Origin of the sequence: Vibrio hepatarius, assembly GCF_011806575.1 — a bacterium.
Taxonomy (GTDB): Bacteria; Pseudomonadota; Gammaproteobacteria; order Enterobacterales; family Vibrionaceae; genus Vibrio; species Vibrio hepatarius_A.
The window spans coordinates 91267-115088 of sequence record NZ_JAATOO010000013.1 but is presented as its reverse complement, the minus strand read 5'-3'; the positions used below and the strand labels follow the sequence as shown (position 1 = coordinate 115088).

Sequence of the window (23822 nt, the reverse complement as noted above, 5' to 3'; positions counted from 1 at the left end):
ACGTTAGTCTATGTATAGAAAACCACTGCCGCGTATTCTCATTGTTGATGACGAACCTGCTAACTTAAAAGTCATGAAGCAGGTACTCCAAGATCATTATCGTTTGTCTTTCGCTCGTTCCGGTCAAGATGCGTTAAAGCTCGCGAAGCAAGACTACTTCGATTTAATCTTGCTCGATATTATGATGCCGGGAATGACGGGCTTTGAAGTGTGTGAACAGCTCAAGGCAAACCCTGAAACTTCTGCGACCCCTGTTATTTTTGTTACCGCGCTGCGAGAATCAATAGACGAGGAAAAAGGTTTTGAAATTGGTGGCGTCGATTACATTGTTAAACCCATTGTGCCTGCCATCGTGCGTGCACGGGTGAAAACCCACCTGTCGATGGTCAAAATGGATGTGCTCAAAGCCACTCAGGTTGACTTGATCCAACGCTTAGGCAGAGCGGCTGAATTCAAAGACAATGAAACCGGAATGCATGTGCTGCGTATGAGTCACTACGTCAAAATTCTTGCGCTTGCCATCGGTATGGACGAGGAACAAGCTGACGAACTACGCATGGCAGCGACTATGCACGATATCGGCAAAATCGCGATTCCAGATAACATCCTGCTCAAACCGGGTAAGTTGGACGAACAAGAGTTCAACCAAATGAAAAAACACGTCAACGTCGGTGCGAGCATTTTAGATACTCCCCGTTCCTCTTTAATTTCGTTAGCGCGTAACATTGCCCTCACCCACCACGAAAAATGGGATGGCACTGGTTACCCAGAAGGGTTGGTTGGTAAAGAGATTCCGATAGAAGGACGCTTGGCCGCAATCGCTGACGTATTTGATGCGTTAACCAGTGAACGACCATACAAGAAGGCATGGCCAATCGATGAAGCGGTGATGTTTATTGAGCAACAAACGGGTAAACATTTTGACCCAGAACTGGTGCCTATTTTCATGGAACAGCTACCTAACATCCTTGAGATCAAAGCGAAGTTCCACGAAGAAGGTCACTGGGGCTAACGAAACTCTCGTCAAGGAAGACGAGAAATCCACTTGTTTGAAATAAAAATCCCTTCCGTCCGGTCTGTATCCCGAGCAAGTGTTAGGTTAGCTTGCCCATCTATTATCTATTGAAATCATCACTTTCGACTATTCAAAAGGAACTTGCATGTCGACATATCTACTTGTTGCGGTCGCGATGTTTGCTTTCGCCGCAAACTCTATTCTTTGCCGACTCGCATTGGCAGAAGGCAGTATTGATGCCGGAAGCTTTACCTTAATCCGAATATTCTCGGGAGCGATAACATTAGCGCTGATATTGTTACTCAAGCGAAACGACACCAAAGCGCGCTTTCCAGGGTTCAAGTTCAGCCTAATGGCCGGTTCCGCACTGTTCGTTTATGCAATACTTTTTTCATATGCCTACATTCAGCTCGCGGCTGGAACTGGCGCGCTGCTACTGTTTGGTGCGGTGCAGCTAAGTTTACTCATTCTGCACTGGTGGCAAGGAGAGCGCTTTAAACGACTGGAAGTCATTGGTATTGGCTGTTCTATCGCTGGATTTGTTTGGTTGATGCTGCCATCGGCAACTCGACCTGATCTGTTTTCGGCGCTGCTGATGATATTCTCTGGCGTATCGTGGGCGCTGTTTACTGCGTTAGGCAAAAAGGTCGCTTCGCCAAGCTCTGGGATTACTTGGGGGTTTATGTCGGCTTCTGCGATAGGCTTGCTTATTTCGCCTCTGTTAGTCAGCGATATTAACCTCACAGCACAAGGTATCCTGTTAGCTATAACCTCTGGTGCGATTGCCTCTGCACTTGGTTACATTTTGTGGTACCGAGTGCTTAAAAATCTTTCCTTACTTCAAGCCTCTATCAGCCAGCTATCGGTACCTGTTATTACTTTAGTCATTGGCTCTGTGCTGCTAGGTGAATCCCTATCTATGCACAGCGTTTTGACCAGCAGCGTGATTCTTGGTGGTATCGCGTTGGTCTTTTTGGCGCGTTCACTGGAAAGTAATGAACAAAACTAAGCAACTTAAATTATTGACGTAATTCACATTTATTGCATTCTCTTACGATTAAATGCTGCTTTATATAAATGGTATATCATTCCCATTATCAAAAATACAAGTTATTACAATTCATTCACTTACATAACAACCCCCAGATAGTGCAATCTGCATCGCATTTTGCAAAAAAATATTTTACGTTATATTTCAAATCGTTACAATAAACCAACCAAATTGCATATCCTAACGTTCATCTTGCTCCTGAACTATTTTACTTATATATCTTGCGCGTGAAATAAGTGTGGAATCAATATCACACCACTAATCCATAAAGTATACAGGTAAGGTTATGCTCAAAAATTTTGTTCGCTCGGCTGTCGTAGCAGTATTTTCTGTAATGACTCTCGTTAGTTACGCAAGTGAAAATATCCTTACGTTAGAGAGCCAAGGAGAGGAAAATCAGTTCACATTAGAGCAACTCTTGCCTTATGTGGATAAAGAGGTCATCACAAGCACTCCTTGGACAAATGGTGACACAACCTTTGTTGGTATCTCTGCCAAAGAGATTCTGCACCTGCTGGGAGTGGAGAATGCGGACTTGAAAGTCACTGCACTTAACAACTATTGGTCAAGAATCCCCTACCGAGATATTGAAAAATACAATCCGGTTTTCGCAATCAAAAAGAACGGTCAGACGATGAGTGTGCGAGACAAAGGACCAGTTTGGTTGATCTATCCGCTGAGTGAGTTTAATGAACAAAACAATGAAATTTTACACAGCCGAATGGTGTGGCAAGTGAATCGTATCGAAATTATCCAATAGCGTTTTAGAAGGTGGGTTGGGTACTATGAGTCGTCGAATCGCTCTTTTTATACTGTTTGTGTTCGCCTTGTTTTTATTCACCTTATGGACGTTGGTGAAGTTTAACGATGCGTACAATATTCTCACTAAAGACACCCAGTTATCTGCATGGGCGTTAGCGCAACTCGAAATTGAAACATTAGAGTTTACTCACCAAGGTGAAAAATACCTTATCAGTGACTCAGTAACCAAACACGACTTGAATTTAAGCTACGATATTTTGTGGAATCGATACGATACATTCTTGCACAGCGCAGAAACTCATGATGTACGGACGCATTACAACTCAGGTAACGTAGTAGAAGAAGCGTTCACTATTTTACAAAAGTACGAAAAAGGTATTGCTCAAGGCGACAAAGAGCAAGTTGCGCGACTACTCAGTGACATCGAGCAGGTGTACCCTAAGATACGTAACCTGTTACTGATTAACTTTACGGGTTTATCGTCTGTAGAAAACCGAGCATTGATCGCCGAGAATCGCCAGACGGTATTCATCGACATGGCGTTGATTATGGTTGTGCTGGCCTTTTTTTCGATACGACTCTATCGCGACTCCAAACATCAACAATTTATTACTTGGCACGACCCTCTCACCAAGCTAAAGAATCGCAACTATTTGCTCTCCCAATTAAAATGCCTAAGTGATAGTAAACAGAAACACGCAGTAGTGCTCTTGGATATCCGCCACTTTAAAGACATTAACGATACTGTCAGCTACGAATATGGTGACAAGGTACTTTGCGAAGTGGCAGCACAGATAAAACGCAAAGCCGACAAATTTGAGTTCTCCTGTGCTAGGGTCGGGGCTGATCAATTTGCTGTTATAGCCGATAAGTACGACGTAGATTTCGAGTTTTTCATTAAGTCACTGCTCAATGACTTGAATGATACCCTGCCCCGTTTGGACCGCTCGAAGCGAATGAGAATCTCTATGGGGGTGGCGACCTGTCAAGATGCGATTGATAGCAACGAGCAGTATCCAACCAAATTTGATACCGTGCTTAACAACGCCGACTTCGCACTCAATATTGCTAAAAAGATCCACAGCCAACAGATCGTTTTCTTTAGTAGAAAGATAGCGCTCGAACACCGAAAAAAGAAAAAACTCTCCGATCAGCTTGCGAAGCTGATTTCCTCAAGTGAGCAAAAGCAACTCTATTTGGCCTTCCAGCCTATTGTGCCTCGGCAAAACGATAGACTTGGTTGTGAAGCACTTATACGCTGGAATCACCCTGAATACGGACAGATTAACCCTGAATATTTAATCCAAATAGCTGAAGAGTCAGGTATCGCCAAAGATTTAGGGCGATGGATTTTCCTACAGGTTCAGCAGGCTCTTGCCATTGAGTGGCGTGAGTTCCGCCACCGTATCGAAGTGGCCGTAAACTTGTCCGACTCATTATTTGATGAAGAGCTACCACAACTGGTTTTGGAGACATTAGGGACTGTTCCAAACTTCCTCGACTCGATTGTATTGGAAATCACCGAAACCATGACGCTCGATGATATTGAACGCAGTAATAACATAATTAGCAGCTTAGAAAAGCTCAACGTGCGCTTAGCATTGGACGATTTCGGTACTGGCTGGTCGTCGCTGTATAACTTGAACCACTTGAATTTTAGTAAACTTAAAATCGACAAATCATTTGTGCAAAACCTTGGCACAAAGTCAAACCAGACCTTCTTTATTTCAGCGATTGTGACTCTCTCGCACCAGTTAGGGATTAAAGTCGTCGCCGAAGGTATCGAAGATGCCTCGCAATTACGCAGCTTAATGGCTTTGGGTGTGGATGAATTTCAGGGTTATTACTTCTCTAAACCCATTCCTCAACAAGAGTTTTCTCTATTCTGCGAACAGTACTTTACTCAACACCCACTCACTTTAAATGCCTTGACGACGCTATAAAACAACAAACCACCCGTAAAGGTGGTTTGTTAAGTACATTTAGTGATTGTAGAGGGTTACAGCGCTTCTATCGCTTGCTGAATTGCAGGGCCAATTTGACGCTTACGAGAGGTGACACCATCTAGCACCAAGATATCGCTCTTTATCTTCATTTTGAACGCTTCTGACAAGACCTGTTTATCTGCGTCATCCGCCCAAAGAATGTTCGCGCGTTTGTGTTTAGTGTCAGTGATCGAGAAGAACAGATAATCAAGATTTTGCGCTTTCTTATACGCTTGAATGGCTTCAAAGAAATCTTGTTTGCGGTTGATTAGCTGCTGTGCTCTCAGCGTTTCTGCCACACCGATACCCACTTTCTTACCTGCAAACTCAAAGTTCTTATAATCCATCGTCAGAATTGTTTCTGCTGAAAAATGGCTTAGGTCGGATTTAGCCAATAACATCTGCTGACCAAAATCGTTGATATCTTTTACGCCCGCAATCTCAGCCAGTTTTTCAGCATAGCGCTTATCGTATTCGGTTGTTGTTGAAGACTGGAATACCACTGTATCAGAGAGAATCGCGCCCAATCCCGCACACGCAACGTTTTTCGGCAACTTGATATGCAACTCTTCCGCGTTGGCAGCCAGAATCGTGGCTGCAGAACCCCATGCGCGTATATCCATTGTGACAATTTGAGGCATGCTGATTGGCGAACTGCCCATTGCATGGTGGTCAATAATCGCCACAATAGAGCTTGGGTCAACCGATTTTGCTAATTGAGTAGACTGATTGAAATCCACCAAGCCTATATCGTGAGAAGAGAAGTTCGCCTTCACTTTTGGCGCGTCCATTCCACAATATTTAAACACAAACTTGCTTTCTGGATTGGCATCTCCGGTTAGAGCCGCTTCACCACCGTAGATATGTGACGCCAAGATCACGGAAACTGCACTATCGGTGTCAGGGCTTAGGTGACCAACCCAGACCAGATTGTCGGTATCGTTATTTGACAGTGTATTGAGATCCAGTGCGCCATCAGCAAAACAGCCAAATGAAGCAAGTATGGTTAATCCAATTAGTGAACGTTTCATCAGAATCCTTAATAGTAGGTAAACATTAATCTTTGGTGTTACATAGATCATTGATTCAAATGTAATTTTTTCTCACCATCAAAGCACCCGATATCACTACACCAAACGATTATTTTCGACATGAAACACATTTCACACCTAACGCTGCTGCATTTTTAATCTCACATGGTTAACGTTTCATCAACTCGATGAAATAAAAAAAGAAAACCGTCGCAAGCAACGATTTCCTCTTCCATTAACATTTAGTCGGATAGCCGATTTTATGCGACTTCGAGAATAATTTTCTCCAGTTTTTCTAAGCCTTCGTTGAGCACTTCAGACTCAATAGTCAGCGGTGGCAACAGACGAATCACATTCGCTTTTACCCCACAAGAAAGCAGAATAAGACCGTTTTCTTGTGCTTTGCTGATGACCGCTTTGGTCATATCTTGCAAAGGCTTACCTGATTCTGGATCCGTAAACTCAATTGCCATCATCGCGCCAGTAGTGCGAATTTCACCAATGGCAGGCACTGATTTCTGCAGCTTGGTCAAGCGTGCATTCACTACCTCACCAATGCCCATCGCTTTGGCACACAAATCTTCTTCTTCGATGATTTTCAGCACTTCAAGACCGGCAACACAGCCGAGTGGAGACCCCGCGTAAGTACCACCTAAACCACCTGGCAGTGCAGAGTCCATCACATCCGCTTTACCCACGACCGCTGAGATTGGGAAACCACCAGCAATGCCTTTCGCCATTGTCATTAGATCTGGTTCGATGCCGAGGTACTCTGTGGCAAACATTTTACCGGTACGGGCAAAACCGGTTTGGATCTCATCCGCAATCAGCATGATACCGTGCTTATCACACAGTTGACGCAAGCCTTGTGCAAACTCCTCTGGCGCTTTGTAGAAACCACCCTCACCTTGTACTGGTTCGAAGATGATCGCTGCAACGCGTGATGGTTCGATATCACAAGCAAATAGATCGTCGATCGCTTGCAAGCTTTGCTCAACGCTGATGCCGTGGAACGCATTCGGGTACGGCGCGTGGTAAATTTCATTCGGGAAAGGACCAAAACCCGCTTTGTACGGCGCAACTTTACCCGTTAGCCCCATTGTCATGTTTGTGCGACCGTGAAAGCCGCCTTTAAACGCAATCACACCGCTACGACCAGTATGAGCGCGCGCCACTTTCACTGCGTTTTCGACCGCTTCCGCGCCCGTGGTCAGGAAGATCGCTTTCTTCTTAGTCTCACCTGGAGCAAGTTCTGTCAGCTTTTCCGCGAGTTCAACGAATGATGCGTAAGGTGTCACCATCGCACAAGTGTGAGAGAAGTTATCCAACTGAGCTTTTACCGCTTGACTGATACGTTTGTGAGAATGCCCCGTGTTAGTTACCGCAATGCCTGCCGCGAAGTCGATGTATTTGTTGCCCTCGATATCCCATACGTAAGCGTTTTCTGCTTTTTCGACGTAAAGTGGGTAGAGTGCGCCCATGCCTTGCGCGATAACTTGGCTTCTTCTTTGATGTAGTTGTTGATTTGTCATTGTCTTGTCCTTAATTAGTTACCGCCAAAGCAGAGGTATTTCACATCCATGTATTCATCGATGCCTTGTTTTGCTCCTTCACGCCCGATGCCGGACTGCTTAACACCACCGAAAGGAGCGACTTCAGTAGAGATCATGCCTTCGTTAATACCGACCATGCCGTATTCCAGCGCTTCTGCGATTTTCCAAACACGGTGGATGTTTTGGCTGTAGAAGTACGACGCGAGGCCGTAAATGGTGTCATTCGCCATTTCGATCAGTTGTTCATCGTTATCAAAACGAATCACTGGCGCGACCGGGCCAAAGATCTCCTCAGAGACAATCTTCATGTCGTGAGTGACATCTTTGAGCACCACTGGCTGCATAAATAGACCATCCAGTTTTTTAAGTTCTGAAACCGGCTGCGCGCCTTGCGCAATGGCACCATCGATCAACGCTTGGATGCCTTGTTTCGCTGACTCGCTGATCACAGGGCCGATGTTCACGCCCTCTTCTAAGCCGTTGCCGACTTTGAGCTTCTGAACCGCAGCGTCGAACTTCGCGACAAACTCGTCGTACACTTTGCTGTGTACGTAGAAACGGTTGGCGCAAACACACGTTTGACCTGCGTTACGAAATTTCGACGCCATCGCGCCCGCAACCGCTGCATCAATATCCGCATCATCGAATACGATAAACGGCGCGTTACCACCCAGCTCCATTGATGTACGTTTGATGTCAGCCGCGCTTTGTTGCATCAGCACGCTACCCACCTGAGTAGAACCCGTGAAAGACAACTTGCGAATCAACGGATGCGAAGTGAAGATAACGCCTACCTGACGTGAGTTTTCACCCAGTACCACTTGCAGCACATCGCGTGGGATACCCGCTTGGTAGGCGAGCTCTGCAACCGCAAACGCAGACAGCGGCGTAGATTCAGATGGTTTTACGACGAAGCTACAACCTGCGGCTAAAGCGGGTCCTGCTTTGCGCGTGATCATCGCAATTGGGAAGTTCCAAGGCGTAATCGCACAGGCAACACCAATTGGCTGTTTGATCGTCACCAAACGTTTGTCTGCACTCGGCGCAGGGATCGTTTCACCGTATGTACGTTTCGCTTCTTCAGCAAACCACTCGATAAAGCTCGCGCCGTAAAGCACTTCACCTTGAGCTTCAGCCAATGGCTTACCTTGCTCTAAGGTCATCAGACGGCCAAGGTCTGCTTTGTTTTCTATCAGGAGTCGGAACCAACGATTGAGCATGCCTGCGCGCGTTTTTGCTGGCAGTGCCGCCCATTCTTTCTGCGCCACACTGGCACGTTCAATGCTGTTTAAAATGTCATTTTCGCTTGAGACTGGTGCGTACCCAAGGAGCTCTCCGGTCGCCGGGTTGGTAACGGCAATGCCCTGTTGTGGATTCGCTACCATAAACGAAACAAGGCTTTGGTTTTGTATCTGTTGCATGGTCATTCCTTTTGACAACTCATCATCGCCACTGACTCAGCGGCGAGCTTGTGTTTAAGCAGGGATCTGCTGCGTAATGCAGTGTATGTTCCCTCCACCGAGCAGAACTTCTCTCGACGGTATCGCGATGATTCGGTATTCCGGCATCGCGGTTTGCAAAATATCGATGGCAATGGCGTCGGTTTCTTCGTCCAACATCGGCAAGAACACATGTCCGTTGACGATAAGAAAGTTGGCATAAGAAGCACTTAGGCGTTCACCAGCTTGTCGGCTCATTCCTGAACTGGCGTCAATGCCATTGGCTTCGCGCTCGCTGTAATGCAACGGCCCCGGTAATGGAAGGCGGACAATTTCAATCTCTCGCCCTTTCGCATCTTGATTCGATTTCAGCACTTGCTCAGCTTGACGAGACAACGCGTATTGCGGATCGCTTGGGTCATCGGTCCAGCTCAGCACCACCTTACCCGGCGCGATAACGTGCATCAGGTTGTCAACATGGCCGTCTGTTTCGTCATTGAATAAACCATTTGGCAACCAAATGACTTTGTCGATACCGAGATACACTTTTAACTGCTCTTCGATTTGCGTTTTACTTAACTGCGGATTACGTCCTGGGCTGAGTAAGCACTCTTCTGTGGTGTAAAGCGTACCTTCACCATCGGTATGAATCGCGCCGCCTTCAAGAACAAACGGGGCGCGGTAATAATCAATACCGATGATGTCACACACCGACCCAGCCACAAGATCATCCTGCTGCCAGTTATCGTAAAGTCCGTTGTATTCGCCGCCCCACGCGTTGAATTGCCAGCTAATCCCGCGGCGCTCGCCCGCTTGATTCACAAGCACAGTCGGCCCGATGTCTCGCATCCACGCGTCGTTGAATGGGATTTCCACCAAACGTACATCTGAGTGGAGCATTTGACGCGCTCGATCAAAGTTGTGTGAGCATACCGCGACGCACACTTTGGTCACATCCGCGATTGAGTTAGCGATTCTGGCGAAGGTTTCTTGCGCGGGTAATGCGCCGTCACGCCAGTTATCTTTTCTTTCTGGCCACGCTAACCAAACTTCACTCACCGGCTGAAATTCAGCCGGAAAATAGAAGCCATCTTGCGCTGGTGTTGTCGATAACTTCATTTTAACGCCCCTTTAAACAGCCAATTGACCAACACTGGTGTAAAGGTCTGGACGACGGTCGCGGAACAAGCCCCACGCATGACGCGCTTTCGCTGTTGCAGCGAGATCGATTTCTGCATAAATGATGGTTTCACCTTCACGCGGTGCTTCTGCTACCTTTCCGCCAGTGTGGTCAGTGATAAAAGAAGAGCCGTAGAACGTAGTCTCGATACCGTCATCGACCTCAGTACCGACTCGGTTTGACGCAATAACTGGAACGAGGTTTGCTGCCGAATGACCTTGCATTGTACGTTGCCAGTGATCACGCGAGTCCAGCGTTGGGTCTTGAGGTTCCGAGCCAATTGCAGTTGGATAAAAAATCGCTTCCGCACCGTGTAGAGCCAAACTGCGCGCAAGCTCTGGGAACCATTGATCCCAGCAAATGCCAGCACCAAACTTACCGAACTTGGTTTGCCACACTTTGAAACCGGTATCGCCAGGGCTAAAGTAGTACTTTTCGCTGTAACCCGGGCCGTCAGGAATGTGTGACTTACGGTAGTTGTCTAATACCGTGCCATCTGCATCAATCATCACTAGCGAGTTAAAAAACGTGTTGCCCGCTTTTTCAAAGTAGCTAACAGGAATAACAACGCTGAGTTCTTTCGCCAGAGCGCTCATTTCCTTGATAAGGTGGCTATTTGCCGTCTCTTCTGCGAGCTCGAAATATTTCGCTTCTTGCTTTTTACAGAAGTAAGGTGCAGCGAACAGCTCTTGAGGAAGAATCACGTTCGCGCCGTTTTGTGCTGCTTCACGGATCGCCTTTTTGGCTTTGGTTAGGTTCTCTTCCAAATCCCAGCTTTTCGTCAGTTGAAGGGCTGCAAATTTCACTACTTTGCTCATTGGATATTCCTTATCTCTTAAATCGCCAGTTTGTCACGTAGGTTGTAGTAAGCCGCGCCCATTGCCGTAAACGGAATTTGGAAGTGGCGGCCTCCCGGGAAGGAGTAATGTTTCAGTGCCGCAAACGCGTCAAAACGTTCTGCGTGCCCGGTCAGGGTCTCAGCCAACAACTTGCCAGCTAGATGCGTACACGTTACACCGTGGCCGCTGTAGCCTTGGAGGTAGTAAACGTTGTCTGCAAACGAGCCAAATTGTGGCATGCGTGAGTAAGTCAGCAAGAAGTTACCCGTCCAGGTGTAATCAATCTTGATGCCTTTCAATTGCGGGAAGACTTTTTCCATCTTCGGACGGATAAGTGCTTCGATGTTTTCTGGGTCACGTGCGCCGTAAACCACGCCGCCCCCGAACAACAAACGCTTGTCAGCGGTTAAACGGAAGTAGTCAAGCAAGTAGTTACAGTCTTCAACACAGTAGTCACTGGTCAGCACTTGTTTGAGCTGTTCGTCAGTCAAAGGCTGAGTCGCCACCACCTGCGTACCACACGGGATTGCTTTGTTGCTGATATTTGGCGCCAAACCACCAAGATACGCATTACCCGCCAGTACCACGTACTTGCTTTTCACGCTGCCTTGCGCTGTTTTCACTACCGGGTTAGTGCCTTTATCAATCGACACAACCGCCGACTGCTCAAAGATTTGACCACCCAGAGAAGTAAACGCTGCGGCTTCACCCAACGCCAGTTTAAGCGGGTGAATGTGGCCACCGCGCATATCCAGCAAACCGCCGGTGTACACTTTCGTACCTACTGCTTGCTCTACTTCTCCTGCGTCAAGCAGAGTCAACTGGTCGTTGCCGTAACGCTCCCAGTTCTTCTTATGCTCTTCTAGCCCTTTGAGTTGTTTACTATTCAGTGCCGTGAACAAGCCACCTTGCTTGTAATCGCAGTTGATGTCGTATTTGTCGATCAGGCCGCGGATGATATCGCCACCTTCAAAAATCATGTCGCACAGAACTTTGGCTTGGTTTTGGTCGTAACGGCTTTCAATCACGTCAACATCTCGGCTGTAGCTATTAACGATTTGGCCGCCGTTACGACCAGTTGCTCCAAAGCCCACTTTTGCGCTTTCTAGCACAACGACTTTAAAACCTTTCTCCGCTAGGTGTAGCGCAGAAGAAAGACCAGAGAATCCTGCACCGACTACACACACATCGCACTCAATGTTGTCTTGCAGTTGTGGGTATTCCGGCATGTTTGGCACAGAGTGCGCGTAGAACGAATCCGTATGCTTGTTCATAGAGCTATTCCTTTATTTATCGTAATCGTCAGCAGGCTTAAGGGTGGAGGCGAATCCAAGTGGTTTTGGTTTCGGTGAATTTTTCAATCGCGTGAAGAGACTTGTCTCGACCATTTCCGCTCATTTTGAATCCACCAAATGGGACCGTCATGTCACCTTCGTTGTAGTTGTTGACCCAAACCGAGCCGGCTTGCAGTCGTTTTGCTACGCGATGAACGCGGTTGATATTGCTACTCCAGAGTGCAGCGCCTAAGCCGTACTTCGAATCGTTTGCGATCTCAATTGCTTGCGCTTCATCTTTGAATGGAATGACACAAAGGACGGGACCAAAAATTTCCTCTTGGGCGACACGCATCTTGTTGTCGACGTTGTCTAAAATAGTTGGCGAAACAAATGCGCCTTGCCCATCAACATCGCCGCCGCAACGTACGTTTGCGCCTTCTGATTGACCTAATGAGATGTATTCCAACACTTTTGATTTATGGTCTTGGTCGATAAGCGCGCCCATGGATGAACTTGGGTCCATTGGGTCTTTTGGCGTGAACGCTTTCGACGCTTGAATCACTTTTTCTATGAACTGATCTTTGATGCTTTCGTGAACAAGCAAACGGGTTGCCGCAACGCACACCTCACCTTGGTTGTAGAAACACCCTGCTGCGGTTTCTGCTGCCGCGCGGTCTAAGTCATCACAATCTTCAAACACGATGTTCGCGTTTTTACCGCCCGCTTCTGCAAACACACGTTTTAGATTGCTCTCGCCTGAGCTCACCATTAGTTGACCTGCAATACGCGTCGAGCCGGTGAAGGCAATGCAGTCTACGTCTTGGTGTTTCGCCAACGCATCACCAGCCTCTTGGCCAAAACCAGTCACGACTTGGAAAACGCCAGTTGGTAAGCCAGCTTGAGATGCAAGCTGACCTAAGAAGATAGCCGTCAGTGATGACTTCTCTGACGGTTTTAGAATCACGCTGTTACCGGCCGCTAAAGCAGGGCCAAGTTTCCAACACGCGAGCCAAAGTGGGAAGTTCCACGGCACCACCGCGGCAACCACACCGATAGGCTGATGAGAAATAAAGGCGTGTACGTCTTTTTCCGTTGGGGCAACTTCACCGTACACTTTGTCGATCGCTTCTGCGTACCAGCGCAACGCACTCGCCGCGCCAGGAATATCGGTAGAGAAGCTATGAGAGATAGGTTTACCAGTATCAAGAGTTTCCAGCAGTGCTAACTCTTCTTGGTTTTGCTCGATCAGGTCAGCAAACTGCTTAAGTACCGCTTTGCGATGAGCTGGGCTGCTCTCACTCCACTGACCTGATTGAAATGCTTGACGAGCGTACGATACAGCAAGGTCGACATCTTCACTCTGACAACGGGCGATCTCGGTAAATATTTCGTCGGTTGCTGGGTTAACGACAGGGATCGTTTGTCCACTTAATGCAGCACTGTACTCACCGTTAATGTACGCCCTGTTTTCGATGTTTAGATTGTTTTTTAGCTCAATCCATTGTTCTTGGGTTTTCATACGCTCTCCTTGTGATCACACAAGGCAAGCGCCACTTAGAATGTGGTTGGCGTATGCGCACTTATCATTCGACAAGCCTTGTCTGTGTGATTCGTAAATCTGTGTGGCTGCGTCGTATCAATAACGTACGACTCGCCGGCTTTGATGACGTGAGACTGCCCTTTGTATTCCAGAGTGATTTCACCCTCTAATACGGTGCCAATCTCTTCGCCTTCGTGTTTAATCTCTGCCGCACCAGTAGTTCCGTGTGGTGCGTACTCTTCGATCAAGAATCCGATAACCTGATCTTTGCTGCCGTTTGTCACCAATTTCATCGAAACTGACTCGCTACCCATCTCAACTAGCTCTGTTGGAGGCACGACAACCTTCACTTCATCACTCGTGGTTTGTTCAAAAATGAAAAACTCTGATAGTGATAAAGAAAATACATTGACGATTTTTTGTAGCGAGCTGACAGACGGGCTCACTTTGCCATTCTCGATTGAAGAAATAGCGCTATGGGTAATACCAGCTCGTTCTGCTAGTTCCCTTTGTGACAATCCATGTTTTTTTCGTAACTGAACAATATTTTTACCAATCTCTTGATTGTCCATTCATGCAGCTCCAGACGTTAACGTGAGGCTGCCATAATAAACTCTTTAAATAATATTTGTGAGAAATGATTCGATTTTGCTTTCCATTCTGGGTGCCATTGAACACCTACGAAGAATTTTTGCTGCGGTAGACTAAAGGCTTCTATCAGGCCGTCCGGTGCCTTAGCTTCTACTTGTAGTTGCGGAGCGAGCTGATCAACGCCTTGATTGTGCAGCGTGTTCACTTCAAAAAACGCGGTGCTTTCCCAATGATTTTGCACCAACCATTGCTCAAACAAGCTCTGCTTTTGAACCAATACGGCGTGTGCCGGCGCATACTTTTGTTCGAAATCTTCAACAGGTGACTCGCGATGGTCATTAAAGCCAGACTCATGAACCGCCGGATTCAACGTACCACCAAGTGCGACGTTCATCTCTTGAAAACCGCGACAAATGCCAAGGCAAGGAATGTTTTGGTCAACCGCATGGCGAATCAAAGTCAGCGATAGCTCATCACGGGCTTCGTCCTTTTTATTCTCATCGTGCGTCGCGTTGTAACGGTGCGGAGCAACGTTTGAATGGCTACCTGGAAACAAGAAGCCATCGCACATCTCTAAGATAGACGAGATTTCATCACCCGACATTTCCAGAGCCAACATAATCGGTAGCCCGCCAAAATCTTTGACTGCGCGAAGATAAAAGTCATTGACCGCTTGTACTTGATAACCACCCAACTGTTTGGTGCAGCTAACAACGCCAATGATGGGTTTGCGTGTTCCTGACATGATACTTCCGTGTTCGATTTATTTAACATTTAAACTACAAACCATGTACAAAATTATCAACACAGATATTTAAAAATGTAACAAAAACATGATCTCTGCTACTTTTTTGGCCAATAAAAGCGATATTTCCGCTCATTATATTGAACAAAATAGAATCGACTGTTAAAAAATAGTTAACAAAAACACACAAAACAAACCAGCTAAAGCCAATAAACACAATATAAGTGTTTGTTTAAACTAAAGATAAGTAAACAAAACCGCATTTCCATCAAGAGTGTGTGATTTAAATGTTAATTTGCTTATCCATGGTTTAACTCGTCAGGCTAATTGGAGAAGTACATGGAATCGTATCTACAGGAAGTACAAAATTTTAAACAACAGTGGCCTGATATTGAGTTTATCGACCTTATATTTACCGACATTAACGCCACTCCTAGAGGGAAAAGAGTCCCGGTAAGTGCGCTGGATAAGCTCAGTAAAGGCGTCGCGCTGCCTCTTTCTACTATTACGCTTGATACCAAAGGTAATGTGGTCGAGTCTGCAGGGCTGGGAGAAGATTTAGGCGAACCAGATAATCTGTGCTTTCCAGTGAGTGGGACCTTGATGCCAACCGCAAAAGAGCAAGTTGGCCAAGTGCTACTAAGCATGATGGACGACAGCGGTGAGAAACCAAATCCATTGTTTATTCGCAATATTCTCGCCGACATGCTGCAAACACTGCACGCCAAAGACCAATATCCGTGCGTTGCTCTCGAGCTTGAGTTTTATTTGGTTGATAAAAAACGTGGCGAAAATGGTGAGCCGTTAACCGCGATTAACCCAACCAAGAAAACACGAGAGAAAGACACGGAAGTCTACGATTTAAATGGATTAGACGATTACGCAGATTTCCTAACTGACCTGAACCGCGTCGCCCTAGAGCAAGGCTTAAATACCTCCGGAGCCTTGTCCGAATCCGCACCGGGACAGTTCGAGATCAACTTTAATCATTCCAAAGATGTGCTTAGAGCCTGTGACGAGATCATCATCGCCAAGCGACTGATTCGACAAATCGCGCATCAACATGGTTTCGATGCAACATTCATGGCAAAACCGTTTGGCGAACAAGCGGGCAATGGTATGCACATTCACCTAAGCTTGGTCGATAAAGACGGTAACAACCATTTTAGTCAGCCAGACGGCCAAGCAAGCTCCCTCTTCTATCAAACCATGGCCGCGATGCTTGAACAAACATCCGACGCTATGGCGCTGATCTGTCCTAACGTTAACTCTTACCGCCGCTTTGTTCCTGGCGCTTACGTCCCGACGAAAGCCGATTGGGGCGAGAACCACCGCGGTGTTGCGTTGCGTGTGCCTATCAGTGATAGCAAAAACCGCCGCATAGAGCACCGCATTGCTGGCGCTGACGTTAACCCTTACATTCTCGCTGCAGTAGTACTTTCCGCAGTATTAGCGAGTGAAAACTATACCAAAGACCAATGTCCACCGACTCTCAGTGAAGATGCGATTGAGTTACCGCTGCGTATGTCAGAAGCTCTCAAGCAACTGGAGCACAGCGAGCTGGCTCAATACATCTCAAGGGACTTTATCGATTTGTATCTAGCTTGCAAACAGAGTGAACTCGCAGAGTTTGAGCGAGCGATTACTCCTCTGGAAATCGACTGGATGTTGCACTCGGCATAAACAAAGGAAATGCACTTTATGACTACGCAAACAAAGGCGATGGATGCGCCGCTTAAAATCAACATTCAACACATCATTGTCTCTCTTATCTCTATTGCGACGTTCGTATTTTTTACGACCATAGGGCTGAACCACCAAGAGGGACAAGCTTATGGATGGATGAGCCTTCTACCTACTGCACTAGTGTTAGTTTTTGCTCTGACAACGCACCGCACGGTAGAAGCGCTCTTTAGTGGCGCAATTGCCGGGGTTCTACTTCTCAACCCAACCGAAGCAGTAGAGCAGATCGTTGATATTTCAATGAGCGTGATGATGGACGAAACCATCGCTTGGATCATCCTAGTGTGTGGTCTGATGGGTGGTTTGATTGCTGTGTTGGAGAAAGGCGGCAGTATTTTAAGCTTCTCCGACATGCTGGTCACGAAAGTAAAAAGCCGTAAGCAATCGATGCTGATGACGTTTGCTTTGGGTATTCTGATCTTTATCGATGACTACCTCAACGCGATTGCGATTTCTTCCTCGATGAAGAAAGTCACTGACGGCTACCAAATCTCTCGTGAAAAACTCTCTTACCTAGTCGACTCTACTGCTGCGCCTATCTGTATTCTTGTGCCGATTTCCACTTGGGCGATTTTCTTTAGCTCGCTGCTGGAAGCAAACGGCGTGGCAGAAGCTGGAGCAGGTATCAAAGCGTACATTGAAGCGATTCCATACATGGCGTACGGCTGGGTAACCTTGGTGATTGTTCTACTGGTTGCGATGGAAAAAATTCCAGATTTAGGTGCCATGAAGAAGGCTGAGCAGCGTGCGAAGAATGGTCAGGTACGCCCAGACGGCGCGACAGATGTCGATTTTGGTTCTGACGTCTCTGCGCACACTAATCCAACAATGGGGCTTATCAACTTCCTATTGCCAATGATCGTCCTTGTTGCGGCAAGCTGGTACTTCGGTATCGACCTACTGGCGGGTGTTTTTGTCGCACTGATCTTTACCATCAGTTTCTACGGCGCACAAAAACTGATTTCGATGAACGATATGTTCGAAGCGGTTTACGACGGCATTAAAGTGATGTTGCTGCCTTTAGCTACGGTGATTGGTGGTTTCATGTTGAAATCGGTCAACGACTCTTTAGGTGTTACGCAGTACGTGATTGAAACCGTGAGCCCTTACCTATCGGCATCTTACTTCCCTGCTATCATCTTTATGATTACTGGTGCGTTAGTATTTGCTACGGCATCTTCTTGGGGCACCTTCGCGGTTGCGATGCCAATTGTTCTACCGCTTGGTGAACAGCTTGGTGTGCCACTACACCTAACCGTTGCAGCGCTACTGTCTGCATCAGCAGCGGGTAGCCACTCATGTTTCTTCAGTGACTCAACCGTACTTTCAGCACAGGGTTCAGGCTGTACGTCAATGCAGCACGCGACAACTCAGTTCCCTTACGCTTTGATCGGTATTATTGCCACCGCGATTTTCTTCCTAGTTATCGCGTAAAACTAACGCACTAAACACCCAAAGCCCCGCTGATATTAGCGGGGCTTTCTGTTTGGAAAATGGAATCTATTGGCCAATAAAGGAATGCATTGTTTAAAATCAGCATTTGAAGAAGTGTTTTAGCAGGTGTGCGATTCTTCGGAACATGTTAGCGTAAATTCTCAGTAATTTTTCGAAGCATTTCATTGAGTTATAACCCCTCTTAAATGCTTTTTTATAGCTAACAACGAACAGAAATACTAACCAGTTGTTTTATAGAAATTTAACACGTTCATCGAGGCACTCATTAGAACCCATTTCGAATTCGCGGCATATCCAAGGACGATTTTCATAAATGGTGCACATTAGAGTGTCTCTATCTAAAGCTGCACACCAACCATCATTTAATCGCATCATTGTCTCACCGCCATACTGGTCACGTGCGATAAATTCTTCTGGCACGCCAGTGTCCGAGATAATCATAACCTCAAGACGGCAGCAGCAAGCTTTACAGTTTGAGCAAGATACATTTGAGGAAGAAGGTGTGTTAGTTGGTATAAGCATGAGTAATTACAGTTTGGTCAATTGCGTATGATACCGTAAATTTAATGCGAACAACCTTTATTTCTGAGATTACTTACCTTGTGAGCCATCACGCCGCGTTAAGGTGTAAGCAACGCTGCCACCACACCTAAACAACTGTGCCGTAAATACTTAAGGCCGATTCAAACCAAAACTACCTAGCGTTGTGAATCACTCTTGAACAGTTTGTTAGCAATTTTACTGGTTACCAACATATTTTTGGGCGAAATCTCTAAGTACCTTTGCATTATTCGCAGAGCTCTCATCCCCACAGGGTTGACCATTAAATTTTATTGTAGGGTTAGAATACGCTGGAATTATGTCTTTCTCGTAAGACATAATGGTACCTAGCCCGGAACAAACTGTTGCAAATGAGTACATTTCTTTCTTTGGATAAGAGCTTATTAGATATTTCTCTACATCAAAACTTGGATCATCGCTCATGAGCGTTTTTATGTCGTGCGATGCACCGCTCAAATGGCCGATTTCATGTTCCATCACATCATCACTACAATTTAACGCTACAGTAAAGAAAAATGATGAGCCTGAAGCGTAGCCACACCAGTCAGAATCAAGACTATCTCTCCAATTTGCAAATACAATACCTTTGAATACTGGAACACCTTGAGAATTAACTTCTGGAATTTCTCGATCTAGACTCAATTTTAGAAATTTCTCGGCTATATCTACATCCTGAAACCAGGTGCTATCTATTGAGGGGACATATTCAATATGCGTAACTTTCCTATAAATTGGAATGCACGAATTGGAAAGCACCAAGTTTGAGTAAGCAACCCATGTGTTGATTTTGGCTTGGACGAAGTCTCTCGAGTATTCAGTAAGAACATCATCATTAATGAACAGGTGAATTTCCGTTTCTAACCGTTCTTTATTCACACAATCAGGAAGACTCAGATCATTTGCATTAGCTCCAACACAAACAAATATCCAAATAGTTACTAGTATACGTAAAACTTCCATTTCCATCCTCGAATAGCTGACGCCGCGTTAAATGGTGAGCAACGCCACCACCGAACTTAACCTATTGTGCCGTAAACACTAAAACTGATTCAAACTGAAAGAGCCAAGCGTTGGGAATCCCTCTTAAACGTTTTGTTATGTGTTTACTTGGGTAAATCGCTTAGAAAGCTCCTCTGATTTGCAATATCCAAGTGCTAAAGGATAAGCCAGATTACTTTCTGAAACATAGAAAAGAGCTGGGAAACCACTTACTTGCAAACGACCTGCTACATGTAAACGCTCCTGAAACTGCTGCTCTGTTTCTTTCGATTTCAATTTGAGTGCAAACTGGCTTTCACTCAAATTGAGCGACTTAGCACAGTCAATCAATGTTTGATTCAACGACGGATTTTTAGCTTCAAAGTAATAAGCTGATTGGATAGCCTTTACCATTTTCTCAGAGCTACTTTCTACCATGTTCTCAGATGATATTACTGCCCTACAAGCTTGATATGTTGAACGATAAGGTATATTCAACTCCCAGTAACTATGATTAAAAGTTACGTGAGATACCTTCTCAATTTGATACCAATAAGAAGAAATTGTTTGCCTCAGATTGTCATCCATAGGCTCATCATTGTCAGGAGCTAGACCACCCATTATCCAGTCAACCTCTACCGTAGGATGCTGTTCCAAGAACTGTTCCAACTCAGGTTGAAAGGCAAAACACCAAGCACACATAGGATCCATGACATATATAAATCGCATAGCATTACTCTCCATTTTAGTGGGAACACCTCTGACACATAACGCCGCATCAAGGGGTAACCAACGCACCACCTAACCTAAGCTAAGCTAAGCTAAGCTAAGCTAAGCTATTGTGCCGTAAACACTAAAGCTGATTCAAACCAAAACTGCCAAGCGTTGTGAATCCCTCTTGAGTGCTGTGTTAGGCTTTTTTCACCAAGTGCTCTTTTCTCTTTAGCTTGCTGTAAAGTGAGTTAGAGTCTTTAAACCAAACAAGATCATAGAACTCATTGTTGGAAAATCTGAGTTTTACCTTTGGTGTACCAAGATATTTTGAGTACTCCACAGACACAATTTCTTCGTGGTTTCGCTTAAAGTTGTAACCTGAGTCTTGGTGACGAAATTCAGCCCCTACGTTGTTTACTATAACAATGTCACTACGATGATTATGTAAAGCATTGCCATAGTGCTTATCTATAAACCTCAATACATACATAATAAGTGCACAAATCACTAAGCCTGTAGTAAAAGAGCCATTCACGACAAAAATTGTAGGTTTGAAATATAAAGCAACTAAGCAAGGAATAATAAACCCATAATTAAGCCACTTTAGCAATTTCAGCCGCTGTTCTAAAAACTCAATATCGCACTTATATTCCATTTACTATTACCTAAAGCCTAACGCCCTGTTAAGGTGTGAGCAACGCAATACTGAAGCTCCCGCATACCACCTTAAACACAAACGCAACGCATAGCAAAAATGCCAAGCGTTGCGAATCACTCTTAAACAGATTGTTATGTTTATTGTACGGTGAAGTGCAATTCTTCTACTTTCTTGTCGTCAAGGTATATGATTACCTTATGCTTACCTTCACCTAGTTCTATTCCAGATTTTCTTCCCCAAAAACGGTAAGGTGATGTTTTCATGAAATTCTCGCGGTCATGCGTATAACGAAGCTCGTCTCCTGTGTACCAATCCCAGCGCACTTCATTGGTTATCCCTTTTAATTCTGGATCCCAGCTAGCTACTGATAGAACATAAATTCTATCTTCAATGCTAAATTCATTACCTATACCTGAGATTAGTGATTCCGCACTTTTACTTAAATCGACATGCTTAGCTAAGTAATGTTGATATTTGACATCTTCCGGCGCTACCGTTGCAACACAGCCAGACAATAAAATTAAACTCAAGATCGAACCCAGTCTCGCTACCAACTTCATAGTCTCTCCTTTACTTATGGATGAATAGCAATGCAAGGTTAAAGTCTCATAGATACGAAATCAATTGCCCATGTCACATCTGAAACATAACGCCCAATTAAGGTGTGAACCAAGCTGCAACACACCTCAATTTAAACACCTTAATCACTGAACTAAACCCAAACCAAAAGTGCCAAGCGTGGTGAATCACTCTTAAATTGTTTGTTATATTCAATTTTCGATGAACGCTCGAATCTCTTTGACCAACCGTTCAGGGTTTTCTTCAATAACCAGATGCCCAGATTCAGGAATGGTAACTAACTTAGAGTCTTTAATTTTACTATGGAGAACGTGAGCTTGTTCAACAGGAATCCATTGATCCTCTTCCCCCCATAGGATTAATGTCGGCACATCAAAGTTAGCAAACTTATCCTGAAACTCATCCGTATACTTTGAATCTGCTTGCGCTATTTGCCTATAAAAGGCTCCCTTACCCTGTTCTCCCGACCACGGAGCAAGAATACCGTCAATTGTTTCTGGAGTTAATGGCTGAAATGCAGCTGTTTTTATGTATGCTTCGACAATTGCTGAATGGATAAAGTCAGGAACTCCCGCAAAAGCTGCTTCATGTTTTTCAATATGTTTGAAGAATGGAGACCCCCATGGGGACAGCGCTACAGGGTCAATTAGTACTATCTTTTTGTACTTTCGTTGATTCAACAAGTAATTCCTAAGTACTGTTGTTCCCCCAAAATCGTGGCCCACAATAAAAGGTAATTTCAATTGCCAATGATCTATCAAAGCATCCAGTAACTGATTTTGTACTTTTAAAGATACATCCGCATCACTTTTATCCGATTCACCATAACCCAACAAATCGAAATAGTAGACGGTATAATGATTCGAAAACGCTTGAATCAAATGCCTAAGATTGAATGACGACCAAGGCGTTCCATGAACCAAAATAAGTGGCTCTCCTTTTCCTTCAATCCCATATTTCACTTTCCTATCTTTATACTCAAAAGTATACGGTAAACTCCAAAGTTTCATTTTTGCTCCTTGAATATAACGCCACATTAAGGTGTGAGCGACGCTTGGCTATACTTGAGCGAAGCGAAACTGCCAAGCGTTGCGAATCACTCTTAAATGCTTTGTTATGTTCGTTTAAACACGTTCTCACGATGATAAGAGAGATACTCTTTATTTTCTGAATGTAGGGAGACCTTTAACTCAGTATTGATGCCAAGTTTTTCAGGGTCACTTAAAGCATTGGAGATAAGAATTTTTCCTTTGTCATCGAAACTTATTAAGCCACTATCAAAAGCCTTGTCTAAGTTAGGTATCAACAACAATCCATTGTAAGGGTCTAGTCTCTCAAGATCTGTTGCCACACGCCACGGTTTAATGTGGGATGCTACAAGCATATTGCTTAAACCGTAATTACTAACACTACACGAGCCCCACAATGATATTAGCGCATCTCTAAATTCCCCCTGTCCAAGCCGAGCATCGACTAAACGTGCTTTGACTGTACTATCCCTACTAGACTCATACACTTCCTTAATATCACCTGATATAGAATTAGCTTGCTTTAGGTCATACAAATAGCTTTTATACCATTTGAGAGCGCTACTATATTTGTTGTGAGCTGATTCATTCCATGACTTATAAATGGGTATTGAATTTATTCCTTTTTCAATATCAATCCACTCATTCCAATCAGTAACTTGTAATAGGTTTTTATCGGTAACTTTATGCTCATTTGCCCATTCACTGATTTTTGATTTAATACAGTAAAAGTAATCTTCAACTGTAGAAGGCGCTAACTTAGTAGTACCTAACCAATCATAAAATGTCATACGTAAGCCCTTTGCCAATACTCAACAACTTTCAGCATAGAACATAACGCCGCATTAAGGTGTGAGCGGCGATTGGCTATACTTGAGCGAAGCGAAACTGCCAAGCGTTGCGAATCACTCTTAAATGCTTTGTTATGCATTTCCTTGCAGCTTTGCACGTAACTCACTGGGAATACACGGCTCATTACCTGCTAGCTTCCCCAACAACAGCTCAGCTGCTTTATGGCTATCTAATTTTCTATGTGATGCCGAAACTAGTATTTCATAAACCCACAACGATTCCGATCTATTGTAATATTGTGTAACA

General features: G+C 45.1%; 22 protein-coding genes. 6 read left to right on the top strand and 16 right to left on the bottom strand.

Translation table 11 applies throughout. The features are described 5' to 3' along the window. Nucleotides 1-10 precede the first annotated feature (10 nt). From HCZ42_RS12355 to HCZ42_RS12340, 4 genes are all read left to right on the top strand, one after another. A complete protein-coding gene (locus HCZ42_RS12355) occupies nucleotides 11-1012 on the top strand; it encodes an HD-GYP domain-containing protein (RefSeq protein ID WP_167420984.1) in 1002 nt (333 codons plus the stop codon). Nucleotides 1013-1160: 148 nt separating this feature from the next. Then, a complete protein-coding gene (locus tag HCZ42_RS12350; RefSeq protein ID WP_167420983.1) occupies nucleotides 1161-2024 on the top strand; it encodes a DMT family transporter in 864 nt (287 codons plus the stop codon). A gap of 328 nt (nucleotides 2025-2352) precedes the next feature. Continuing rightward, nucleotides 2353-2826, top strand: a complete 474-nt coding sequence (locus HCZ42_RS12345) for an oxidoreductase (protein WP_167420982.1) — start codon at nucleotides 2353-2355, stop codon at nucleotides 2824-2826. A 25-nt stretch (nucleotides 2827-2851) separates the two neighbouring features. Continuing rightward, on the top strand, nucleotides 2852-4771 hold the full coding sequence (locus tag HCZ42_RS12340) for a putative bifunctional diguanylate cyclase/phosphodiesterase (protein WP_167420981.1): 1920 nt from the start codon (nucleotides 2852-2854) through the stop codon (nucleotides 4769-4771). A gap of 56 nt (nucleotides 4772-4827) precedes the next feature. Here HCZ42_RS12340 and HCZ42_RS12335 read toward each other — a convergent pair whose 3' ends face one another. The 9 genes from HCZ42_RS12335 to HCZ42_RS12295 all read right to left on the bottom strand — a co-directional run bounded on the left by HCZ42_RS12335 (nucleotide 4828) and on the right by HCZ42_RS12295 (nucleotide 15008). Next, nucleotides 4828-5844 (bottom strand): manganese-dependent inorganic pyrophosphatase, encoded by a 1017-nt coding sequence (locus HCZ42_RS12335; protein WP_167420980.1) that lies wholly within the window; start codon nucleotides 5842-5844, stop codon nucleotides 4828-4830. Nucleotides 5845-6104: 260 nt separating this feature from the next. Next, a complete protein-coding gene (gene gabT, locus HCZ42_RS12330; RefSeq protein WP_167420979.1) occupies nucleotides 6105-7376 on the bottom strand; it encodes a 4-aminobutyrate--2-oxoglutarate transaminase in 1272 nt (423 codons plus the stop codon). Between the two features lie 14 nt (nucleotides 7377-7390). After that, nucleotides 7391-8818 carry an NAD-dependent succinate-semialdehyde dehydrogenase gene (locus HCZ42_RS12325; RefSeq protein ID WP_167420978.1) on the bottom strand — a complete coding sequence of 476 codons (1428 nt, stop codon included), beginning with the start codon at nucleotides 8816-8818 and terminating at the stop codon, nucleotides 7391-7393. 54 nt (nucleotides 8819-8872) lie between these two features. Continuing rightward, nucleotides 8873-9955, bottom strand: coding sequence for an agmatine deiminase (aguA, locus tag HCZ42_RS12320; protein WP_167420977.1), 1083 nt, complete (start codon nucleotides 9953-9955; stop codon nucleotides 8873-8875). Between the two features lie 12 nt (nucleotides 9956-9967). After that, the gene (gene aguB, locus HCZ42_RS12315; protein WP_167420976.1) at nucleotides 9968-10834 is read right to left on the bottom strand and encodes an N-carbamoylputrescine amidase; all 867 of its coding nucleotides are present in this window, start codon (nucleotides 10832-10834) and stop codon (nucleotides 9968-9970) included. 17 nt (nucleotides 10835-10851) lie between these two features. Continuing rightward, on the bottom strand, nucleotides 10852-12129 hold the full coding sequence (locus HCZ42_RS12310; RefSeq protein WP_167420975.1) for an NAD(P)/FAD-dependent oxidoreductase: 1278 nt from the start codon (nucleotides 12127-12129) through the stop codon (nucleotides 10852-10854). Nucleotides 12130-12166: 37 nt separating this feature from the next. Then, complete coding sequence (locus HCZ42_RS12305) at nucleotides 12167-13651, bottom strand: aldehyde dehydrogenase (RefSeq protein WP_167420974.1); 1485 nt, start codon at nucleotides 13649-13651, stop codon at nucleotides 12167-12169. Between the two features lie 35 nt (nucleotides 13652-13686). Continuing rightward, nucleotides 13687-14244 carry an HTH-type transcriptional regulator PuuR gene (gene puuR, locus HCZ42_RS12300; RefSeq protein ID WP_167420973.1) on the bottom strand — a complete coding sequence of 186 codons (558 nt, stop codon included), beginning with the start codon at nucleotides 14242-14244 and terminating at the stop codon, nucleotides 13687-13689. A gap of 17 nt (nucleotides 14245-14261) precedes the next feature. Beyond that, nucleotides 14262-15008 carry a gamma-glutamyl-gamma-aminobutyrate hydrolase family protein gene (locus tag HCZ42_RS12295; RefSeq protein WP_167420972.1) on the bottom strand — a complete coding sequence of 249 codons (747 nt, stop codon included), beginning with the start codon at nucleotides 15006-15008 and terminating at the stop codon, nucleotides 14262-14264. Between the two features lie 339 nt (nucleotides 15009-15347). On the opposite strand from HCZ42_RS12295, the gene HCZ42_RS12290 reads away from it, so the two are divergent. Together HCZ42_RS12290 and HCZ42_RS12285 are read left to right on the top strand one after the other, a co-directional pair. Beyond that, nucleotides 15348-16691 (top strand): glutamine synthetase family protein, encoded by a 1344-nt coding sequence (locus HCZ42_RS12290; protein ID WP_167420971.1) that lies wholly within the window; start codon nucleotides 15348-15350, stop codon nucleotides 16689-16691. A gap of 18 nt (nucleotides 16692-16709) precedes the next feature. Further along, nucleotides 16710-18185, top strand: coding sequence for a Na+/H+ antiporter NhaC family protein (locus tag HCZ42_RS12285; protein ID WP_167420970.1), 1476 nt, complete (start codon nucleotides 16710-16712; stop codon nucleotides 18183-18185). A gap of 252 nt (nucleotides 18186-18437) precedes the next feature. Here the strand turns inward: HCZ42_RS12285 and HCZ42_RS12280 are convergent, their stop codons facing one another. The 7 genes from HCZ42_RS12280 to HCZ42_RS12245 all read right to left on the bottom strand — a co-directional run bounded on the left by HCZ42_RS12280 (nucleotide 18438) and on the right by HCZ42_RS12245 (nucleotide 23515). Then, a complete protein-coding gene (locus HCZ42_RS12280; RefSeq protein ID WP_167420969.1) occupies nucleotides 18438-18728 on the bottom strand; it encodes a YkgJ family cysteine cluster protein in 291 nt (96 codons plus the stop codon). A gap of 216 nt (nucleotides 18729-18944) precedes the next feature. Continuing rightward, nucleotides 18945-19727, bottom strand: a complete 783-nt coding sequence (locus tag HCZ42_RS12275; protein ID WP_167420968.1) for a hypothetical protein — start codon at nucleotides 19725-19727, stop codon at nucleotides 18945-18947. A gap of 135 nt (nucleotides 19728-19862) precedes the next feature. Then, nucleotides 19863-20474 (bottom strand): DsbA family protein, encoded by a 612-nt coding sequence (locus tag HCZ42_RS12270; protein WP_167420967.1) that lies wholly within the window; start codon nucleotides 20472-20474, stop codon nucleotides 19863-19865. A gap of 181 nt (nucleotides 20475-20655) precedes the next feature. Then, nucleotides 20656-21114 carry a hypothetical protein gene (locus HCZ42_RS12265; protein ID WP_167420966.1) on the bottom strand — a complete coding sequence of 153 codons (459 nt, stop codon included), beginning with the start codon at nucleotides 21112-21114 and terminating at the stop codon, nucleotides 20656-20658. 140 nt (nucleotides 21115-21254) lie between these two features. After that, the gene (locus HCZ42_RS12255; protein WP_167420965.1) at nucleotides 21255-21677 is read right to left on the bottom strand and encodes a hypothetical protein; all 423 of its coding nucleotides are present in this window, start codon (nucleotides 21675-21677) and stop codon (nucleotides 21255-21257) included. 210 nt (nucleotides 21678-21887) lie between these two features. Next, nucleotides 21888-22706: an alpha/beta fold hydrolase gene (locus HCZ42_RS12250; RefSeq protein WP_167420964.1), complete on the bottom strand. Its 819-nt coding sequence runs from the start codon at nucleotides 22704-22706 to the stop codon at nucleotides 21888-21890. A 104-nt stretch (nucleotides 22707-22810) separates the two neighbouring features. Then, entirely contained in the window at nucleotides 22811-23515 is a 705-nt protein-coding gene (locus tag HCZ42_RS12245; protein WP_167420963.1) for an HNH endonuclease, read from the bottom strand. Between the last annotated feature and the right edge of the window lie 307 nt (nucleotides 23516-23822).